This is a genomic window from Fictibacillus sp. FJAT-27399 (assembly GCF_001510655.1).
GTDB classification, from domain to species: Bacteria; Bacillota; Bacilli; order Bacillales; family Fictibacillaceae; genus Fictibacillus_C; species Fictibacillus_C marinisediminis.
Genome location: NZ_LMVC01000002.1, coordinates 470,943 through 489,301, shown reverse-complemented (window position 1 = coordinate 489,301; position 18,359 = coordinate 470,943). Strand labels below are relative to the sequence as shown.

Sequence of the window (18,359 nt, the reverse complement as noted above, 5' to 3'; positions counted from 1 at the left end):
TTATTCATTCGCAGCAACATGCTTTTTCATGTAAAATAAAGAAGAGGTGATACACGTGGCAACCGAATTTGTTTTTAATGAACGGCTTGGCATTGAGCTTCCCTTATTGCAAAAGGCTTGGGAAGACTACGCTCCCGCCAGACAGGAAAGAATATTGGCACAATGGGAATCCATACGGGGTACCATTCCTGACCGAATCCACGACATTGAACAGATCATCAATACAAAACAGGATCAGCTCGGTGTTGAAGAAAACTTCGAACGCTCATGCAAACTCAATTGGGAGATCGCTGAACTAGCATCTGTAATTAATGATTTATGGCTTTGGTACAGAACCCATCAAGATATTAACTTAAAGCTGCATTTATAAAAGAATAGCACAAGTGCCCTGTTAAAATCCTCGCAATGGAGCTATCCATTACATCATTGGATACAAAAACACCCGGATAAAGATTCTGGGTGTTTTTGTATGCTGTATGCATACTAATTATGATTGTTTCTCCAAAAGAAAACGCTTTTGATAAAATTTTTGAGCGAATTCTGTTACTTCTCTGGACTTTTGATAGTTCATGGCAGCTCCAAACAAAACACCAAGCAAAGGAATACCCTGTACCATCTTTTTCTTGAGCATGGTAATAATGATTCCCTTCATTCCCTGTTTAAGCGGCATAGAAAGCCAGGATACATCTGCAACGGATTCATCACCAACATAAAAGAACGAATCACGCTCACCGTTCGAAATCTCCTCAAGGAGTTCGTTCCAGCTTACATACTGATACCGTTTTGGAAGCGTGGAAGCATGAAATACCTTCAACGACATCATCATTTCAGACGGTTTCTGTATATCATATCCGTAATTCATTGCGATGTATTGTATGGAACGTACTTGCAAAGCAATCATTGCCGGTATATCCATCCCGAGCAGCAAGAGTCCCCCTGTTCCAGAAAGCCCCCCTTGCGCTAAAGAAAGCATCCGGCTTCTTGCGATTTGCTGCTGCGCAATATATGTAAGCTGATCAATCGTACATGATTGTAAATCTTCAATAATCTCCACTTCGGGATTAAAAATACGTGCTTCTGACAGCAGCCTCTCTCTTACATCCGTTTGGTATCTTGAATTCTGAATCAATGCGTGAACATGAAACAATGCAGAATCAATGAAATTATTCATTTTTTCAATGAGTGCCGGGTTCAGTTGGTTCAGCTGATTTTTAATCCATCGTTCATAGGTCGCTTCAAAATCTGTCGGCTCATAATCAAAATAACTGGACTCCCACTGGGTGATGGATTGCCATACTTTTTCCTCTCTTGAAGTTAAGCTCACAATTCAACCTCCTGCCATTTGCACATTTATAAGATGATATCTGTCGAAGTGCTGTCTAGCTTCAGTGCCTAGGGCAGAAAACATGTTTCTTGTTTTCTGCATTGGTCCTCTGAGGACGAATCGAACAATTCGTCTTTGGTCGCTTCACTCCCACAACACAAAAAGCGTGTTGCTGTATAAGAGTTCCAGCGCTTTTCGAACCTAAGCAAGGCACTTACGCTTTTCTTAATAGTATTATACATTCTTTTGATCCATAAAAACAAAAAACCGGCAGAAGAGTTTTACCAACGCCCCGTATCCCAACATGAAAAGTGAAAGTTGGATACCTATAAAAAAAGAGCTGGTACCTGATACCAGCTCTATTAACATTATTATTTAGATAGTCTTACTGTATCTCTTGCAATCATCACTTCTTCATTCGTAGGTATGATAATAACCTTAACCGGTGAATGAGGATAGCTTATGAATGCTTCTTTTCCGCGTACTTTGTTTAATGCAGGGTCCCAGTATACGCCCATAAATTCTAAACCGCGAAGAACACGCGCACGAATGGTATCACTGTTTTCACCAATTCCAGCTGTAAAGATAATCGCATCGATGCCAGCCATACGAGCAGCATAAGAACCGATGTATTTATGGATTCGGGAAGCAAAAACTTCCAGAGCAAGTTCTGCTCTTTCATTTCCTTCATTTGCCTTCTGCTCAATATCACGAAGATCAGAAGAGAAGCCTGATACACCTAGCATTCCGCTCTTATTATTCAAAACGTTTAGTACCTCTTCAGCCGTTTGGCCTGTTTTTTGCATGATATAAGGAATCAATGCTGGGTCAATGTTTCCAGAACGCGTTCCCATCGTAACACCCGCCAATGGCGTGAAGCCCATAGAAGTGTCAATGGATTTTCCGCCTTCAATGGCAGCAATACTCGCACCGTTACCTAAGTGGCAGGATAGAAGGCGAAGCTGTTCGACCGGACGGCCAAGCAGTTCAGCTGCACGTTCTGTAACATACTTATGAGAGGTACCATGGAAACCATATTTACGGATGCCGTACTTTTCATAATATTCATATGGTAAACTATACAAAAATGAGAGCTCAGGCATGGATTGGTGAAACGCCGTGTCAAAAACAGCCACAGCCGGTACGTTTGGCAAAATTTCTTTGAACGCTCTGATACCGACAACGTTCGCCGGATTATGAAGAGGTGCCAAGAAAGACAGTTCCTCAATTTCCTCCAAGACCTGGTCAGTGATTACAGCTGAATCATTGAACTTTTCACCGCCATGAACAACACGGTGCCCGATCCCTTCAATCTCATCATAAGAAGAGATGACCTGGTGGGCCGCCGTCAATTTTTCAAGCAGCATTTTAACTGCTACCCCATGATCAGGAATATCTGTTACTTCTTTTATTTTTTCTCCATTTACTTCAATGGTAAAAATGGAGTCATTTAATCCGATACGCTCAACTACACCTTTTGTTAGAACTTTCTCTTCAGGCATTTCAAGCAGCTGAAATTTCAGTGAAGAACTCCCAGCGTTGATTGCGATAATTTTAGCCATTCTTTTTAGCTCCTTAACTGCAATGAAAAAAGAAGTGCACGAATGACATGAACTTCTTTCCCATTATAAATTCATAATATCCTTAACCATTTAAACACCCTTGCACACTTATTTCAAGTTTGTTAAGTGTTTTCCAGGCATATTCATTATATTCAGAAATGAATTCGTTTCCACAGAAGGAGTTTTTCATCATTTTTATTATGAACGTTTTAGTTCAGAGCTAAACCACGCATTCATCTGGCTCATTACGCTCCCCATCGCTTGCTTTTTAGAAAAGGATGGCAAATTAACAAGGAGTGCCTGTTTTGGTTTGATGGTGTGTTCTCCGTTTTTTTGCAGCAGCAGAATGCTTTTTGCATGGCTTTCCTGTTTAAAGAGCGACATTGGCAGCTGGATCATGCCTAAAATTACTGCACGTTCCTTCAGCATGTCTTGAAGCAAATGAGCTTGTTCGCTCGAAAACAACGAATTAGGAACGAGGAAAACGCCAAAGCCGGATTCTTTTAAATAATTGATGCTTTGTTCGATGAGTAAATGATGTGCGTACGTATGGCCCTTCTCTGCAAATACCTTGAATTCTTTCGCAGTTTCATCCCCTGGATAAAAGCCAACAGGCAGATCCGCAACAACGATATCTACAGGATCTACATACAAAGGCTTAATGCTGTCCTGATGATATAATTCTACATTATGTTTCTGCAAATTGGCGACGATCCAAGCTAATCGCAGCAGCGTCTCATCCACTTCAACACCAAAGCTTTGGACTTCTTCGCCAAACTGGTTCAAAACTGTTGTAAGCAGGTTGCCCGATCCGACTGCGGGATCCAAAAGCACAAATTCTTTCTTCTGCTGCATGAGTTTTTGTACAAGGTACCCAACAAAGAGACCTACAGCATCCGGTGTCATGGCATGATGCGGCTGTATGGCTTCTTTCATTCCTTTTAAGACGGCGAGCTGGAATGCTTTCCGAATTTCTTCAGCTCCCATCGTTTCGAGATTGATTTTCGCGTATTCTTTTTCTAAAAAAGCTTTTGTCACTTGTGATACGTCTTCCGGTATCTCTTGATGAAATAAGTTTTCACCTGTATCCACAAGCGCCTCAAGATAGGTTAATTCTTCTTCTTGTTTAATTCTCTCAGATGACTGATCAATAACCGTAAAAAGCTTCTCTACATTCGAAAGGCTGCTCATATTACTTCCTCCTATATCCTTACCCCGCATTCAGCATGCGTTTCGTTCTATATTAATCAATGAAGCGTTACATGGGAGATGGAACACCGTTAAAAAACTCCGGAGCATGCCTCCGGAGTTTTTCGTTTAATTAGCAGCTTTTGCAGCTTCGATGGCAGCTTCATAATTTGGATGGTTGGTCACTTCATCCACATATTCCACATAAGTGACTTTGTCTGAACTGTCTACGACAAAAACAGCCCGTGCAAGGAGGCGCAATTCTTCAATCGCCACTCCGTAAGCTTGGCCGAAAGACAAATCACGGTGATCAGAAAGTGTCTGCACGTTCTCTACACCAGCAGCGGCGCACCAGCGTTTTTGAGCGAATGGAAGATCCACTGAGACAGTTAAGATCTTAACATTATCCAATTTCGACGCTTCCTCGTTAAAACGGCGAGTTTGCGCATCACAAACGCCTGTATCAATGGAAGGTACGGCAGAAATCAATCGAACAGATCCTTTAGAATCCGCTAGTGTCACTTCTGACATGTCGTTGGCCAGAACCTTAAAATCTGGAGCCTGGTCACCAGCCTTTACTTGCTTCCCTGCTAACGTAACCGGTTTTTCCTTAAATGTTACTCCCATGAAAAAGCCTCCTTTATATGATTATGTACAAGTTTCATAATATATCGAAGAAAGCGATTGTGCAAATAATACGTAATGCTGAAACGGCCGTTGAAAAGCGTGAGACGTTGGAACTCTCAAACTTCAACACTGTCTTTGTGTTGGGGTGAGAGAGTGAAACGACCAAGCTTTTGGCCAGTTGAAGCTGGATCAAGTAATGGTGAAGCGCCTGGTTAGAGACGAAAAGCGGTAAAGATGAAAAGAAAAAAGCTAACTGATGGACAGTTAACTTAAAAAGGGTTTTGCTGTTGATTTTGCTGTTGATTTTGCTTTTGCTGCTGATTTTGGTTTTGCTGAACGTTTCTTTGTCTGTTTCGGTTGTTCATCATATGCTGAATCTTTTCCACAACACTTGGAGCCAAATCTAGAAGGCGTTCATAAAGATGAGTGCTGTTATCCAAGTGAATGGTTTTGATACCTGTTGAACCAACGATTAAAAAAGCAATCGGAGTGATGGAAACACCGCCGCCGCTTCCTCCCCCAAACGGAAGTTCTTCACCGGAATCCTGCTGGCCTTGCTGGCCTCCACCCTGGCTTTGATGATCACCGCTGCTGAATTCACTTCCTCCTGCTGCAAAGCCAAAACCTACTTTGGAAACAGTTAAGATTACACTTCCATCAGGCGTTTCTACCGGATCGCCGATAATGGTATTCACATCGATCATTTGTTTTAGATTTTCCATCGCCGTTTTCATAAGGCCTTCAATAGGATGCTCAGACATGTGATGTTCCTCCTGCTATATATTTTTTTGATTTTTTACTTTTGCTGGAGCTTATTTTTCTCCAATGTTTCAACATCTGTAACATGACGACAATAGCATGCCCGATTTTAAAAGAAATCATACAGGACAGCCTGGTTTGCGTAAGAGTCCCTCGATAAACAGGTATGACCTGAATGGAAGGCACTCCTTTTAAAGAAACAAAGTGCGACAGCATGCCAAGGGCATTGCCTTTTAAAGCCCAGACCATGCCTGATGCAACAGCTGTTGAAGCCGCATCTCCAAGGCCGAAACGGCTGTCCCACCTTACCTGTGAAATTGTAACTTTCTTTAAGAATCGGCGAAGAATTCTATAAAAGCCCGTCACATGGACAAGGAGCCTGCTGTATTTCCTGTAGCTTTCCTTAATGGTCTGTACGGTGATTTTTGTTTTCTTCTTTTTGACCCCTGCAGCCCCATTTGATTTTTTTTTCGCTTCAATCTTTTTTTCGGAAGTATTGACTTTAACTTCGGGCACCACGACAGAATAGGAGATCACTTTCCACAGGGAAACTTTAATACGCAAAAAATCATCGTCCCCTTTGTGTGTGTATAAAAAGGAAACGTGTACTGTTGAAAAAAGCAGAATGATAAATAAGAGCAGTAAAATAATGAGTACGATAAAAAAAATCATCACAGGCCATACTTCCTTTCATTACCATTATGGTCGGCATAAAGAAAAATAAACCTGTTTCGATTCACAAAAGGATTTACAAAGTGAAAGAGCAATGAGAAAGCTGACATTTAAGTTTGAACAGGACAATAACCAGTACCCAATCATCGGCATTGATAATGAAGCACTAAGCATCAGGCATTCAGAAGTGATCCGTTTTGAGCTGTCCGATCGAAAAGTAAAAACGGTTAAACTCAAAGACAACTCGTTTTGGCATAAAGTCAGGAGAAGTTTCTTATAAGCTCAAAGATAGCTTCTAACAAAAAACAACCAGCCCGGTAGTTGCGGGTTGGTTGTTTTTGTATATGGCTTAGTGGTGGAAGGCGCTGAATTCGATCGAATTATCAATGATCGTATAAAGGACTTTTGCTTCGAGGATTTCATTCGGATCACTGGCAAGGATATCTCTGTCCAGCACAGTAAAATCCGCTTCGAATCCCGCTTCGATCCGTCCTCTTGTATGTTCTTTGCTGATCGCATAAGCACTTCCCGCGGTATACAGTTGAACCGCCTGGTAGGCTGTAAGTTTTTCTTCCTTCTGATACCCTTCATGGTTCTCATCCGGTTTTTTCCTTGTCACCGCAGCGTAAATTCCCTCTAATGGATTCACTGCCTCTATTGGAGCATCGGAACCGCCTGCACAGTGAAGCCCATGATCAATGAGGGTTTTCCATGCTAATGCATACGGTATTCTTTCAAGGCCTAACCTTTCGATCAGCCATGGAAAATCAGACGGAACAAAGCTTGGCTGTATATCGATAACGATCGGCAGCTGTTTCATTTGCTCAATCAGATCAGGCCTGACGAGTCCAGCATGAATGATCCGGTCCCTCTTCTCGGTTACGGCCGGATGTGCCCGGATCGCCTCAAGTGTGTATTCTAAGGAAAGATCACCTATCGTATGGACAGCGACAGCCATCATATGATTTCTTGCAAGGTGAACAAGTTCTTTTAACTCTTCCGGCCGATGGATTGCAACACCTGAAGTATCCGGAGCGTCGTTATACGGTTTGCTTAACAGCGCGGTTCGGCCTCCGAACGCTCCGTCACTGAAGATTTTCATTGCCCCAAATTCAATATACGGAGAATCTGTGTCGGAAAGCTTTGATTCTTGATAATCACTGACCACACTATGATGAACAAGAAGATGTGCTTTAAATTTTATAGAATCACCATTCAGCACTCTCCTGAATGCGGACACCGTCTTTTCAAAGCCGCCGTAATACCCTAAGTCTTCGGTATGTCCTCCTGTAAGCCCTAATGAGAGCAAATCATGCACAGAAGAAGTTAGGGCATTCGATATGTATTTTTCCGTCACAGGCGGCACAGCCTTTTTGACAAGGTCTGCAGCGCTGTCCAGGAGATAACCTGTTGCCTCACCGTTTACATCACGGACGATAATGCCTCCCGGAGGATTTTCTGTTTCTTTCGTAATTCCCGCAAGTTCCAAGGCTGCACTGTTGGCCAAAAAAGCATGTCGGCAAACACGTGAAAGGAGCATTGGATGATGAGGTGACAGCTCATCAAGCTCAAGCCTATGGAAGATCTTTCTGTCCAAAAAATTATTTTCATTCCATCCATCACCGATGATCCAATTTCCTGGCTTTTCTTTTTCTGCCTCGCTTTTTAGATAGTCTCCCATCTCTTCTGCTGAAGTAAAATGAGACAGATCTCTTCTGATCAGCTTCTCTCCATGTCCGATGATGTGAAGATGGCTGTCTACAAACCCAGGAAACATCACAGCCCCTCCCAGATCAATAGATGAATCAATTTCATCGCTGTACTTTTTTAATAACGACTGAGCTGTTCCAGTTTCTTTTATTGTTTTGCCTGCTACATATACCGCTTCTACGGTCTCACCTTCTTGAGCAAGCGTGTAAATGATGCCATTCGAATATAACGTTCCCATGCCACACCTCTTTATGTCTAAGCTTTCCCTTATTGCACGCCGCGGTATTTTTCCGCACATAAAAGGGCAGGCCTTTTGCCTGCCTTCATTTTCAGCTGCCTTTTACTTCTTTTTGCCGCAGTTCGATTCGCCGTATTTTTCCAGACGTCGTTTTTGGCAAATCTGAAACAAATTCAATGCTGCGCGGATATTTATATGGAGCTGTTAATGACTTCACATGCTCCTGCAAATCCTTTATTAAAGTCTCCTGATTTTGTGGTTTCTCATCTTTCAGCACCACATAGGCTTTCACAATATGGCCTCTGATCTCATCAGGGCTGGCTACCACCGCACATTCTTTAACCGCAGGGTGTTTAACAAGAGCATCTTCTACCTCAAACGGCCCAATCGTATAACCTGAACTGATGATAATATCATCACCCCTTCCTTCAAACCAGAAATATCCGTCAGCGTCTTTCTTCGCCTTGTCTCCCGTTAAGTAATATTCACCGCGGAACGCCCTTTTCGTTCTTTCCGGATCTTTATAATAGGTTTTAAAAAGAGCCGGTGAACTTTGATGCACCGCGATATCTCCTACTTCGTTAATTCCGGCAGGCACCCCATCCTCATTAATGATGTCCACCCGATTCCCAGGCGTCGGTTTCCCCATAGAACCTGGGCGGAGCTCCATTCCGTCCATCATGCCGACAAGAAGTGTATTCTCCGTTTGACCGTATCCATCTCGTACAGTGACATTGAAACAGCGGACAAACGTGTCAATCACTTCTCGGTTCAATGGCTCTCCTGCAGAAACTGCACTGCGGAGATACGGCAGCGAGTACTGTTCGAGGCCATCGGCTTTCGCCATCAGTCGGTATTCTGTCGGTGTACAGCAGAGAACAGAAATTTCTTGTTCCTGCAATAAGCTGAGATACGTTGAAGGATCAAACTTCCCATTATATACAAACCCTGTCGCTCCGCAGCCCAACACAGACACAAAGGGGCTCCAAATCCACTTCTGCCAGCCTGGCCCGGCTGTCGCCCACACTTTATCTCCTTCTTTGATGCCAAGCCATCCTTTTGCGGCTGTCCTTAAATGAGCAAAAGCCCAACCATGTGTATGTACAGCACCTTTTGGCTGGCCTGTCGTTCCGGATGTATAGGATAAAAAGGCCATATCATCTTTTTCGGTTTTCTCCCCTTCATAGAAACCGTTTTCATTCTGTGATAAATCATCAAGTGAGGCCCAGCCGTTCGCATGTCCGCCCACAGACAATTTGTGTTGAAGAGAAGGCAATTCATCTTCGATGGCGTCGATACTGGAAAGGAAAGCAAGGTCCGAGATGACAGCCTTTGCTTCACTATGGCTGATGCGGTAGCTTAAATCCTTTGGCCGAAGCATTTCTGAAGAAGGAATGACAACAATACCAGCTTTCAGGCATGCCAGATATACAACATACGTTTCAATCTTTCTCGGCATCACAACAAGAGTTCTGTCACCTTTAGACAAACCGAGCTTTTTAAGTGCATTTGCCGTTTTGTTGCATGCTTCAAAGAGAGCTTTATAGGTCAATTCTTTGATGGTTCCTTTATCGTCTTTCCAGATCAGTGCTTTGCGTGAAGCATCCTGTGCGAATTTCTCCATTTCCTCTGTTACATTATAGACAGGCGGTGCTTGTAAATCTAAAAGATTCTCCATTTCCGTAATCCTCCTCTATGTATGCAAACCGTGTTCTTCTTCTTTAGTATACAATATTTTTGGAATATTTTTAACATTTACTGCAGGAGTATGCAGAAACATAAATGGAGCGGGCAGCAGCCCGCTCCTAAGCCATCTTGTATTCAATTGGTTATTTTTGTTGAGATCCGCTAAATTGCTGCTGAGACATTGCCACTAAGCGTTTTGTGATCTCTCCTCCTACAGAACCGTTAGAACGGGAAGAGTTGTCAGCACTAAGGTTTACACCTAATTCAGAAGCGATTTCGAATTTCATTTGATCAATCGCCTGTTGTACACCAGGTACAAGAAGTTGGTTTGAGTTGTTGTTTGCCATGTTGTTTCACCTCCTGTACCTATAGATTGTGAAGGAAACAAGGATTGCAACCGTGGTAAATATTAAATGAAGTACCAAAAAAAAACCTGCAGAGAGATTCTGCAGGCTAAAATAAATCTTCAAATTCCTTAGCTTCTTTTTGTTCTTCAAACGAGATGGTTTCGATCGTGGAAAGCGCTTCTTCAATCAGCTCTTCCATGTTTTCGATATTCTGCTCAAAACGATTGGCTTTTTCGCGTTTCGGCTTTGTTTTAGGAGCAGCTGGAACAAAAATAGTGCAGCAGTCTTCATATGGACGGATGGAGATATCATAAGTCCCGATTTTCTGAGAAATGTCAATGATCTCGAGCTTATCCATCGTAACCACCGGCCGTATGATGGGAAGGTTGGTCACTTCGTTGATCGTATGCATGCTGTACATCGTCTGGCTAGCCACCTGTCCAAGATTTTCTCCGTTTGTGATCGCCATCGCATTTCGTTCCTCAGCCAGCCGCTCAGTAATGCGAAGCATCATGCGCCTCATAATGGTCATGCTGTAGCTTGCTGGAATTTTGTCTTTTATGATTTGCTGTATTTTTGTAAAGTGAACCACATGCAGTTTCATCTTACCGCCAAAGCGTGTTAATTCCTGCATCAAATCTTCTGCTTTCTGTTTGGCGCGGTCGCTTGTGAACGGGGGGCTGTGAAAATGGACAGCTTCTATACGCACTCCGCGTTTCATGGTCAAATACCCGGCAACAGGGCTGTCAATTCCACCAGACAGCATCAGCATCGCTTTCCCGCCAACTCCGATTGGCAATCCTCCGGCACCAGGATAGGTTTTGCAGCTGATGAACGTACCGTTATCTTTAACTTCTACTTTAACTTCAACATCAGGATGATGGACATTGACAGAAACATTTTCTGTGTGGATTAAAATATAACCGCCGACTTGACGGTTGAGCTCCATCGAACCGACCGGGAAATGCTTATCACTTCTGCGTGCAGACACCTTAAATGTCTTTGGAGCAGCCCCGTTTTCAAGGAAAGCGGCTAATGCAGCTTCCTTGATTGCTTCAATTTCACTTTCCGTTCTGATCGCCAGGCTGATGGCATGAATCCCAAAAACCTCCTGCAATTTAGCGATCATCTTCTCGTGATCTTCTCCATTGATCTCTACAAGAATCCGGTCATATGATTTTAGAACCACTGCATTTGGAAATACAGATAACTTTCTGCGTACCGTTTCCCTCAGCTGGCTCTCAAAATGTCTTCGGTTTTTCCCTTTTAATGATAACTCACCAAAACGGATAACAATGTGATTATATTGCATTCTATTTACCCCATTACTGTTTGCAGCTGAACCACTGCGTTTTTTAATTCTTTAAGCACAACTTCTGCTTCGTCTAACGTATTATCGAACGACAGGCTCATCCGTATAGCTGTACCTGCCTTCTTCTCCCCAAGCCCCATTGCGAGCAGAATCCGGCTCGCTCCTGCCTGTTTAGATGAACAAGCAGAACGGGTGGAAACATAAATTTCCTTTTGATCAAGGGTATGGATCATTACCTCTGGCTTTACTCCATGAATCGAAAAATTGATGATATGGGGAGCAGATTTTGATGGTGTATTGATCGTTATACCTTCCATAACAGACAGTTCATCCATCATTCTTTGTTTAACCGTCTCCATAGACCGTATTCCGTATTCCATACGATCAAACGTCATGCGCAGCGCTTTCGCGATGGAAACAATACCCGCGACATTTTCAGTTCCCGCACGCACGCTGGCTTCTTGCACTCCACCAGTCAGAAGGGGTGAAAGGGTAACACCTTCTCTTTTGTAAAGGATACCCGTTCCTTTTAAACCGTGGAATTTATGCCCAGACATCGTGCAAAGATCGATTGCTGCTTCCTTAAATGGCAATGGTATTTTTCCAATTCCCTGAACATGGTCGACATGAAAAAATACCTTAGGAAAATTCTTCAGGATTTTCCCTGCATCCACGATTGGCTGTATCGTGCCGACTTCATTATTTACATGGATCAGTGAGACTAGAATTGTATCTTTTCTGATGCTCTTCTCCAGTTCTTCCAAGGAAATTTCTCCAGAAGAGTTTACCGGCAGATACGTCACTTCAAAGCCAAGCGACTCCAGATAATGAAATGTTTCGTAAGAGGAAGCATGTTCTACCTCACTTGTGATCAAATGTTTGCCGCGCTCCTGATGCTTTAATGCAATTCCTTTAATGGCTGTATTATTGCCTTCCGTTCCTCCGGAAGTAAATATAATTTCGGCTGGTTTTACTTTCAGCAGTCCTGCTACAGTTTTTCGAGCCTGGTATATAAGCCGTTCTGTTTCTCCGCCCTTGGAATGAATGGAGGATGGATTGGCGAAATAATTCTGAGAAACAGTAACAAATGCATCCAGTACTTCTTTATATGGTTTCGTTGTTGCACTATTGTCAAAATAAATCATGGTTGACTCCTCCGCCTAGCTCACTTATTCTACACATCAATCTATAATACCACAACCGAATAAAAGAAAAAATTGTATTTTAAACAGAAAACTGTTTTGCATATCTCTCTTTATCCTTCCATAAATCCCTCTAAATTAATGGATGGCATCAATGAAATCAAAAAGATATTTTGATTTTCAGAATCCGATTTCCTCAAGCTGCTGTACTCATACTATTACGCACAGAAAAAGCTGGAACTTTGAGGTCCCAGCTTTCACATCAAATCTTTTGCTTTAAATTGATTTCCATTTCTTTTAGGATTCCCGGCTGTACGCTTTCGATGGCAGTTCCTGCAATGGTAAGTGCTTCTTCATATTGGTAATTACGGAAAGCAATTTCCGCTTCGATGAGCCGTACTGAAACAGATGAATAAGAGCTTCTGTACCGGTTTCCATATTGGATAAGCTTTTCTGCCAGCAGCGCTGTTTCGATAATCTCAGCAGTTTCCCTGTAGCCCTCTTCAACGGCTTCCAGTGCTTTTTCGAGAACTTCTGTTACATCTGCAATTTCCAAAGGCTTATCATCAAGCCGTTTAGAAACTTCTATAATATAGCTTTCAGCTTTTTCAATCGTGACCAGATAGTGATCAGGAAGTCCTGGCAGGTTGCTTTTTTGTACCATTCTTCTTGCCTCAAGCAGCTTCCTGCGGAGTTCTTTCAGCCTTTCTTTTGTCTGTAGCTCATCTTTTCTCAGGCTGATCAGTTTTTCTTGATACTCATGGTTTGATTTTTTCACATCTTCCAGCTGAACCGCCATCTCTTCCATCATTTCACGGATGACCGAATACGAGTCCTTCTTTTCTTCGATAGACTGTTCAATGATGGAGAACCTGGTTTGGAGCTTAGTGAACAATTTTTCTAATCGCTTATGAACTTCTACATCGGAGTGATCAAGCTGGTAGCTGAGCGCTACCATATCAGCTTCAGCACGGATCTTTTCCATATCCAGCTGAAGATCAGAAAGTGATTGAAGGATGACTTCCTTCTCTTTAATCACAAACTGCTTTGAGACCACTTCATTTTCAAGAAGATCGTACAATTGATCGATTTCGGCGTTTAATTGTTCAATGCCTTTTTGCGTTTCATCGATTTCCAGTGCGTATACCTTCTCGAGCAATTTGGTGATCGTCTCATTCATCGCTGTAATTTCTTTATCGATCCCAATGTGATTGAGAACATAGCCTTGCTGTTCCATATCAAAGAATCCATCCTGAAGATCCTTAAGGCTTGAAGGCAAATCAGATAAAAGCATGACTAGCAGTTCAGGAACTGATTCCATTTTCGATCTGGCTTCTTTTAATTTTTCAATACTTTCAACGAGAATTTTTCGGGCTTCGAGGTGGTTGCCCTGTGAGGTCAATTCATCAAACTGAACAAATTTTGCATTGACTTCTGTAAACTCCTCTTCAAACAGAACGGCTGTTTTCCCCAAAGACCGGGAATGTGTCAGAAAGTACTTCTTAGCCTCACTGAATTGTTCCTTGGCCTCAATAATGTCTTCCCTGTTTAATTCTTCGCTTGTGATCAGTTCGTCAATCTCAGCTGATATTGCTTTGATCCGCTCTTCCATGGCTTGCATCCGGGATTCAATATGATGCAGAATCCCTTTTGCCTTTCCAAACCGGTATTTGTCCGCACTTTCCTCGGCATCAAACAGAGCCTCTTCCATATTTGGAAGTTCAACTGTGACCATCTCATCCCAGTCGCTGCGCCATGACTCAAATTTCTCTTCTGTTTCACCAACCATTGTAAGCCCTTTGACCTTTGAAATCTCTTCTGTTAGCGGACGGTTCATGATATCCATTTTCCAGGATTCCAGACGGTCAATCTGCTTATAAATCCGTTTGCGTGAAAAGGAGCCAAAAACAACGACAGCTATTAAAACAACTACTGCGGCAATTATGTATGTCATAGGAAGCACCCTTTCTTCCTTTCTGCAAAACTGCAAAATCTATGTAATAATGATGTTACAATTGTTTAATTTTAATTGTAATAATTAATGAGTGCAATTTTTTTATTGAATGCCAGTGTTTTACAGTGCTTTTCACTTGTCCAAAGCTAACTCAATGTTCTTATGATAACATGTAAAACTGAATTTTGACTAAAAAAAAATGAAAAAAACCATAATTTTTTTCCATAAATATCAAAGCTTTCTTATCCTTTAACAAAACTCAGGAGGTTAACGATGTCTACTTTTTATGATGGCCATGTCCATACCCCGTATTGTCCGCATGGCACCGCCGACCCGATTTCTCTATATATTGAACGGGCAATTGAATCAGGATTATCCGGAATGACCTTTACCGAACACGCCCCCTTGCCTTCAGGGTTCATTGATCCGGTACCAGAAAAAGATTCAGGCATGGAATTAAGCAGGCTATCTTCCTACTTGGACGAACTGGGAGCTGCAAAACAATATTACAGCAAGACGATCTCCATAAATATCGGATTAGAGGTAGACTTTATTGATGGATTTGAAAAGGAAACAAAAGATTTTTTAAATGAAGTCGGTCCCCGGCTTGATGATGCCATTCTTTCCGTCCATTTCATTAAGCAGGAAAGCTCCTATTTCTGCATTGATTACAGCGAGGACATGTTCGGTGAAATGGTTCGTTCATTCGGCAGCACAGACAAGGTATACAGTGCCTATTATAAGACACTATCAAAGTCCATCACATCAGACTTGGGAAATTACAAGCCAAAACGGATCGGCCATATGACCCTTGCCCAGAAATTTAAGAAGCAGTATCCAACGGATCAATCTTATCAGGAAGAAATCCGAACGATTTTGGAACTGATTAAGCTGCACGGCTATGAACTTGACTACAATGGAGCGGGATTATTCAAGCCATTGTGTGGAGAGTCCTATCCTCCCCATTGGGTGATTGAGGAGGCCATAAAACAGAAAATCCCTTTTGTCTATGGTTCAGATGCCCATAGTGCAAAGGGATTGGGACAAGGCTATGATATACTCATCCACCAAGATCTTTTATCCGTTCCATTTTCCCTGCAAAGAAAATAGCGGATTCTGCACAGCAGACAGAAGCGGATTCTTTTTAGGCGGGATACAAACCGACTGCTCCAGCCATTTATTGATGAAACTCACATAAGACGTAACGAATAAGGGATCATGTGGAGCCGTATAGAAGACTTCAGATATATATAACGGATGAAGGAAAGGCATGATGAGCAGATTTCTCAGCTGCATGGTCAGGAGCATGACAGGCTGTTTATGAAACTCCCTTTGTTTCATGCCTTTTTCAAATAGGGTGTCATAAAAATATTTTTCTTTAGAGAGGTAAGTGGTCATCACTTCCCTTACTAATGTAGAATCAAGCGTCATTTCCCGATGGACAAAACGTGACAGATCAGGCTGCTTCAGCTGGTAATGCAGGACACTTTCAATCATGGTCAAAAGCTGATCTTTAACTGTATAGTCCATCGATGTATGGTACACCACTTCAATCTTGCGAATATACCCTTCATAAAATGATGAAATCAGCTCTTCAAGCAAGCCTTGCTTCCCGCCAAAATGATAGGAAACGAGAGCAAGGTTAACACCGGCCCTCTTGGCAATCTGCCTGACCGAGGTGCCCTGATACCCCTGGTTTGTAAACAATTCAATCGCAGCTTCGGCAATTTTAATTTTGGTAGCCATCTGATCTTTTGACATTTAGTATCCACCACCCTTCTTATTACTTATTTTTCGTTGGAAAACCTGATATTCCCTTTAATAATCGCTCGACAAATACACCTGTTCGGATGTAATCTTCTACAATTTTTGATAAGATAGGGAAAGACGGCTAGCATAAAAAGGGGGATGTTCATGTTTACAGTCGAAAAATACAGTCAAAATCGCGAAGAGGGATACGATCTGCTCCTCAAGCAGCTCCGTGCTCTTTTAGAAGGGGAGACAAGCATTACCGCTAACCTGGCGAACGCCTCAGCACTTTTAAACCAGTTCCTCCCTGCTATTAATTGGGTTGGATTTTATGAATATGAAGAACTGTCAGACCAGCTCGTCCTCGGACCGTTTCAAGGACTGCCGGCCTGTGTAAGAATTCCTTTGGGAAAAGGTGTCTGCGGTACGGCTGCAAAAGACCAGCAATCACTGGTTGTGGAAGACGTTCACCAGTTTCCCGGGCATATCGCATGCGATGCTGCATCCCGATCTGAGATTGTTGTGCCCATTGTAAAAAATGGCCAGCTGTTTGGCGTGCTTGATATTGACAGCCCTGAAAAAAACAGGTTTGATGAGATCGACAAAGTATGGCTCGAACGGTTTGTTGATGAACTGAACAAGCATATATAGAAAAGAGTAAGCGACCTAAGACGAATTGTGAGTTATTAGATCGTCCTCCGAGGACTAGGGATGATTTCATCATTATGCTGAAAACAAGAAACACGTTTTCAGCCCTGGGCACTGAAGCTAGACATTACTTCTATGTGAAAGAACGGCTCCGGAAAACTTCCGGGCCGTTCTTTTTTTTATCTTACGACCTGATTTTCTTTTTGATAAACACTCTGAAGAGCCTGCTCGAGATCTGCCCATATATCCTGCCAGGCTTCAAGCCCCACGGATAAGCGCAGCAGATTCTGTTTGATCCCCATCTTCTCCCGTTCCTGTTCAGGCACTACGGCATGTGTCATCGTCGCCGGATGCTGGATAAGCGTCTCAGCGTCCCCAAGACTTACAGCAATTTTGACAAGCTTTAATGCATTCATCATCTGCTGAGCTTCCGGCTTGCCTCCTTTTATCAAAAAGCTGATCATTCCGCCTGCCTTTTTCATCTGCCTCTTCCCTGCCTCATACTGAGCAAAGTCCGGATCTCCCGGAAAAAAGATAGACTCAATAGAGGGATGGCGTTTTAAAAGAACAGCGATCCTTTCGGCATTATCACAGTGGCGGTCCATTCTTACAGGCAGCGTTTTAATGCCCCTTAAAAGCAGCCATGCTTCAAAAGGGGACATGATCCCACCGATATCCTTCTGGGCGGTCATTGCAATCTGCTGCATCACGTCCTGCCTTCCAACTGCAACGCCTCCGATGACATCTCCATGGCCGCAAAGATACTTCGTCGCACTGTGCACGACAATGTCACAGCCCATTTTCAGAGGCTGCTGCAAATACGGAGAACAAAACGTGTTGTCCACAATGACTGGAATGTTCTTTTCTCTGGCAACTCTAGACACCATTTCTAAATCTACAAGTTTCATTGTCGGGTTGATCGGCGACTCGATGTAAATAAGTGAGGTGTTAGGCAAAATCGCAGCTTCTAAAGCGGCTTCATTCTCCATTAGAATAAGGGAGTGCCCGATCTGAAGATGATCTTCCATATATTGCAGAAGCCCGAAGGTACATCCATAGACCCCTTCCGAACAAAGGATATGGTCCCCTGTTTTCAACAGGCCGAGCAATACTGCTGATACTGCGGCCATACCGGATGCAAAAGCCAGACCCTTCTCCCCGCCTTCCAGTTCTGCCATTCGCTCCTCAAACATAACCACTGTCGGATTTTTCAGCCGGGAATAAACATATCCTGCTTCATTTCCGGCAAATCTCCGCTCGCCCGTTTCTGCATCCGGAAAAACAAAAGTCGAGGTCTGGTAGATCGGGGGAGACAGACTTCCTCCATGCTTGCTGTCCTCATACCCAGCGTGTATGGCATTGGTTTCAAAATACTTGGACTTCATAGATATGCACCCCTTTTTTATTTGTAAGCGCTTTCTATAAACTTTCTCCCACAGAA

General features: G+C 42.9%; 17 protein-coding genes and 1 pseudogene. 4 read left to right on the top strand and 14 right to left on the bottom strand.

Annotated elements, in window-relative coordinates; translation table 11 throughout:
- Positions 1-55: 55 nt before the first annotated feature.
- Positions 56-370, top strand: coding sequence for a hypothetical protein (locus tag AR335_RS07535; protein WP_062233833.1), 315 nt, complete (start codon positions 56-58; stop codon positions 368-370).
- Positions 371-487: 117 nt separating this feature from the next.
- On the opposite strand, the gene AR335_RS07530 is transcribed toward AR335_RS07535, so the two are convergent.
- From AR335_RS07530 to AR335_RS07505, 6 genes are all read right to left on the bottom strand, one after another.
- Positions 488-1,324, bottom strand: coding sequence for an EcsC family protein (locus AR335_RS07530; protein WP_062233830.1), 837 nt, complete (start codon positions 1,322-1,324; stop codon positions 488-490).
- Between the two features lie 371 nt (positions 1,325-1,695).
- A complete protein-coding gene (locus AR335_RS07525) occupies positions 1,696-2,886 on the bottom strand; it encodes an acetate kinase (protein ID WP_062233829.1) in 1,191 nt (396 codons plus the stop codon).
- Positions 2,887-3,084: 198 nt separating this feature from the next.
- Positions 3,085-4,077 carry a class I SAM-dependent methyltransferase gene (locus AR335_RS07520; RefSeq protein WP_062233825.1) on the bottom strand — a complete coding sequence of 331 codons (993 nt, stop codon included), beginning with the start codon at positions 4,075-4,077 and terminating at the stop codon, positions 3,085-3,087.
- A 126-nt stretch (positions 4,078-4,203) separates the two neighbouring features.
- Positions 4,204-4,701: a thiol peroxidase gene (tpx, locus tag AR335_RS07515; RefSeq protein ID WP_062233822.1), complete on the bottom strand. Its 498-nt coding sequence runs from the start codon at positions 4,699-4,701 to the stop codon at positions 4,204-4,206.
- A gap of 269 nt (positions 4,702-4,970) precedes the next feature.
- Complete coding sequence (gene ytfJ / locus AR335_RS07510) at positions 4,971-5,462, bottom strand: GerW family sporulation protein (protein ID WP_062233819.1); 492 nt, start codon at positions 5,460-5,462, stop codon at positions 4,971-4,973.
- Complete coding sequence (locus AR335_RS07505) at positions 5,455-6,132, bottom strand: DUF2953 domain-containing protein (protein ID WP_234293274.1); 678 nt, start codon at positions 6,130-6,132, stop codon at positions 5,455-5,457. Before AR335_RS07505 ends, ytfJ begins: the two co-directional genes overlap by 8 nt.
- A gap of 97 nt (positions 6,133-6,229) precedes the next feature.
- On the opposite strand from AR335_RS07505, the pseudogene ppnK reads away from it, so the two are divergent.
- Positions 6,230-6,412, top strand: a pseudogene (gene ppnK / locus AR335_RS07500) (NAD kinase); the annotation flags it as partial.
- A gap of 69 nt (positions 6,413-6,481) precedes the next feature.
- Here the strand turns inward: ppnK and AR335_RS07495 are convergent.
- The 6 genes from AR335_RS07495 to ezrA form a co-directional block, all read right to left on the bottom strand.
- Positions 6,482-8,080 (bottom strand): amidohydrolase, encoded by a 1,599-nt coding sequence (locus tag AR335_RS07495; RefSeq protein WP_062233808.1) that lies wholly within the window; start codon positions 8,078-8,080, stop codon positions 6,482-6,484.
- A gap of 91 nt (positions 8,081-8,171) precedes the next feature.
- Positions 8,172-9,758, bottom strand: a complete 1,587-nt coding sequence (gene mbcS / locus AR335_RS07490; protein WP_062233805.1) for an acyl-CoA synthetase MbcS — start codon at positions 9,756-9,758, stop codon at positions 8,172-8,174.
- A 151-nt stretch (positions 9,759-9,909) separates the two neighbouring features.
- Positions 9,910-10,113, bottom strand: coding sequence for an alpha/beta-type small acid-soluble spore protein (locus tag AR335_RS07485; protein ID WP_053357555.1), 204 nt, complete (start codon positions 10,111-10,113; stop codon positions 9,910-9,912).
- 106 nt (positions 10,114-10,219) lie between these two features.
- The gene (gene thiI / locus AR335_RS07480; RefSeq protein WP_062233801.1) at positions 10,220-11,425 is read right to left on the bottom strand and encodes a tRNA uracil 4-sulfurtransferase ThiI; all 1,206 of its coding nucleotides are present in this window, start codon (positions 11,423-11,425) and stop codon (positions 10,220-10,222) included.
- A 5-nt stretch (positions 11,426-11,430) separates the two neighbouring features.
- A complete protein-coding gene (locus AR335_RS07475; protein WP_062233798.1) occupies positions 11,431-12,570 on the bottom strand; it encodes a cysteine desulfurase family protein in 1,140 nt (379 codons plus the stop codon).
- 259 nt (positions 12,571-12,829) lie between these two features.
- A complete protein-coding gene (gene ezrA / locus AR335_RS07470; protein WP_053357552.1) occupies positions 12,830-14,521 on the bottom strand; it encodes a septation ring formation regulator EzrA in 1,692 nt (563 codons plus the stop codon).
- 273 nt (positions 14,522-14,794) lie between these two features.
- Here ezrA and hisJ point away from each other — a divergent pair, with 273 nt between their 5' ends.
- The gene (gene hisJ / locus AR335_RS07465) at positions 14,795-15,631 is read left to right on the top strand and encodes a histidinol-phosphatase HisJ (RefSeq protein ID WP_062233792.1); all 837 of its coding nucleotides are present in this window, start codon (positions 14,795-14,797) and stop codon (positions 15,629-15,631) included.
- Here hisJ and refZ read toward each other — a convergent pair.
- Complete coding sequence (gene refZ, locus AR335_RS07460) at positions 15,599-16,282, bottom strand: forespore capture DNA-binding protein RefZ (protein WP_062233790.1); 684 nt, start codon at positions 16,280-16,282, stop codon at positions 15,599-15,601. The genes hisJ and refZ overlap by 33 nt on opposite strands.
- A gap of 153 nt (positions 16,283-16,435) precedes the next feature.
- Between refZ and AR335_RS07455 the strand changes: the two genes are divergently transcribed.
- Positions 16,436-16,921: a GAF domain-containing protein gene (locus tag AR335_RS07455; RefSeq protein WP_062233787.1), complete on the top strand. Its 486-nt coding sequence runs from the start codon at positions 16,436-16,438 to the stop codon at positions 16,919-16,921.
- Between the two features lie 176 nt (positions 16,922-17,097).
- Here the strand turns inward: AR335_RS07455 and megL are convergent, their stop codons facing one another.
- The gene (megL, locus tag AR335_RS07450; RefSeq protein WP_156418984.1) at positions 17,098-18,309 is read right to left on the bottom strand and encodes a methionine gamma-lyase; all 1,212 of its coding nucleotides are present in this window, start codon (positions 18,307-18,309) and stop codon (positions 17,098-17,100) included.
- Positions 18,310-18,359: the final 50 nt, after the last annotated feature.

Coding starts and splice junctions, on each gene's coding strand:
- AR335_RS07505 (WP_234293274.1), bottom strand. CDS start 6,132: ATGATTTTTTTTATCGTACTCATTATTTTACTGCTCTTATTTATCATT.
- thiI (WP_062233801.1), bottom strand. CDS start 11,425: ATGCAATATAATCACATTGTTATCCGTTTTGGTGAGTTATCATTAAAA.
- AR335_RS07455 (WP_062233787.1), top strand. CDS start 16,436: ATGTTTACAGTCGAAAAATACAGTCAAAATCGCGAAGAGGGATACGAT.
- AR335_RS07520 (WP_062233825.1), bottom strand. CDS start 4,077: ATGAGCAGCCTTTCGAATGTAGAGAAGCTTTTTACGGTTATTGATCAG.
- mbcS (WP_062233805.1), bottom strand. CDS start 9,758: ATGGAGAATCTTTTAGATTTACAAGCACCGCCTGTCTATAATGTAACA.
- AR335_RS07495 (WP_062233808.1), bottom strand. CDS start 8,080: ATGGGAACGTTATATTCGAATGGCATCATTTACACGCTTGCTCAAGAA.
- hisJ (WP_062233792.1), top strand. CDS start 14,795: ATGTCTACTTTTTATGATGGCCATGTCCATACCCCGTATTGTCCGCAT.
- AR335_RS07485 (WP_053357555.1), bottom strand. CDS start 10,113: ATGGCAAACAACAACTCAAACCAACTTCTTGTACCTGGTGTACAACAG.
- ytfJ (WP_062233819.1), bottom strand. CDS start 5,462: ATGTCTGAGCATCCTATTGAAGGCCTTATGAAAACGGCGATGGAAAAT.
- AR335_RS07475 (WP_062233798.1), bottom strand. CDS start 12,570: ATGATTTATTTTGACAATAGTGCAACAACGAAACCATATAAAGAAGTA.
- AR335_RS07525 (WP_062233829.1), bottom strand. CDS start 2,886: ATGGCTAAAATTATCGCAATCAACGCTGGGAGTTCTTCACTGAAATTT.
- tpx (WP_062233822.1), bottom strand. CDS start 4,701: ATGGGAGTAACATTTAAGGAAAAACCGGTTACGTTAGCAGGGAAGCAA.
- refZ (WP_062233790.1), bottom strand. CDS start 16,282: ATGTCAAAAGATCAGATGGCTACCAAAATTAAAATTGCCGAAGCTGCG.
- ezrA (WP_053357552.1), bottom strand. CDS start 14,521: ATGACATACATAATTGCCGCAGTAGTTGTTTTAATAGCTGTCGTTGTT.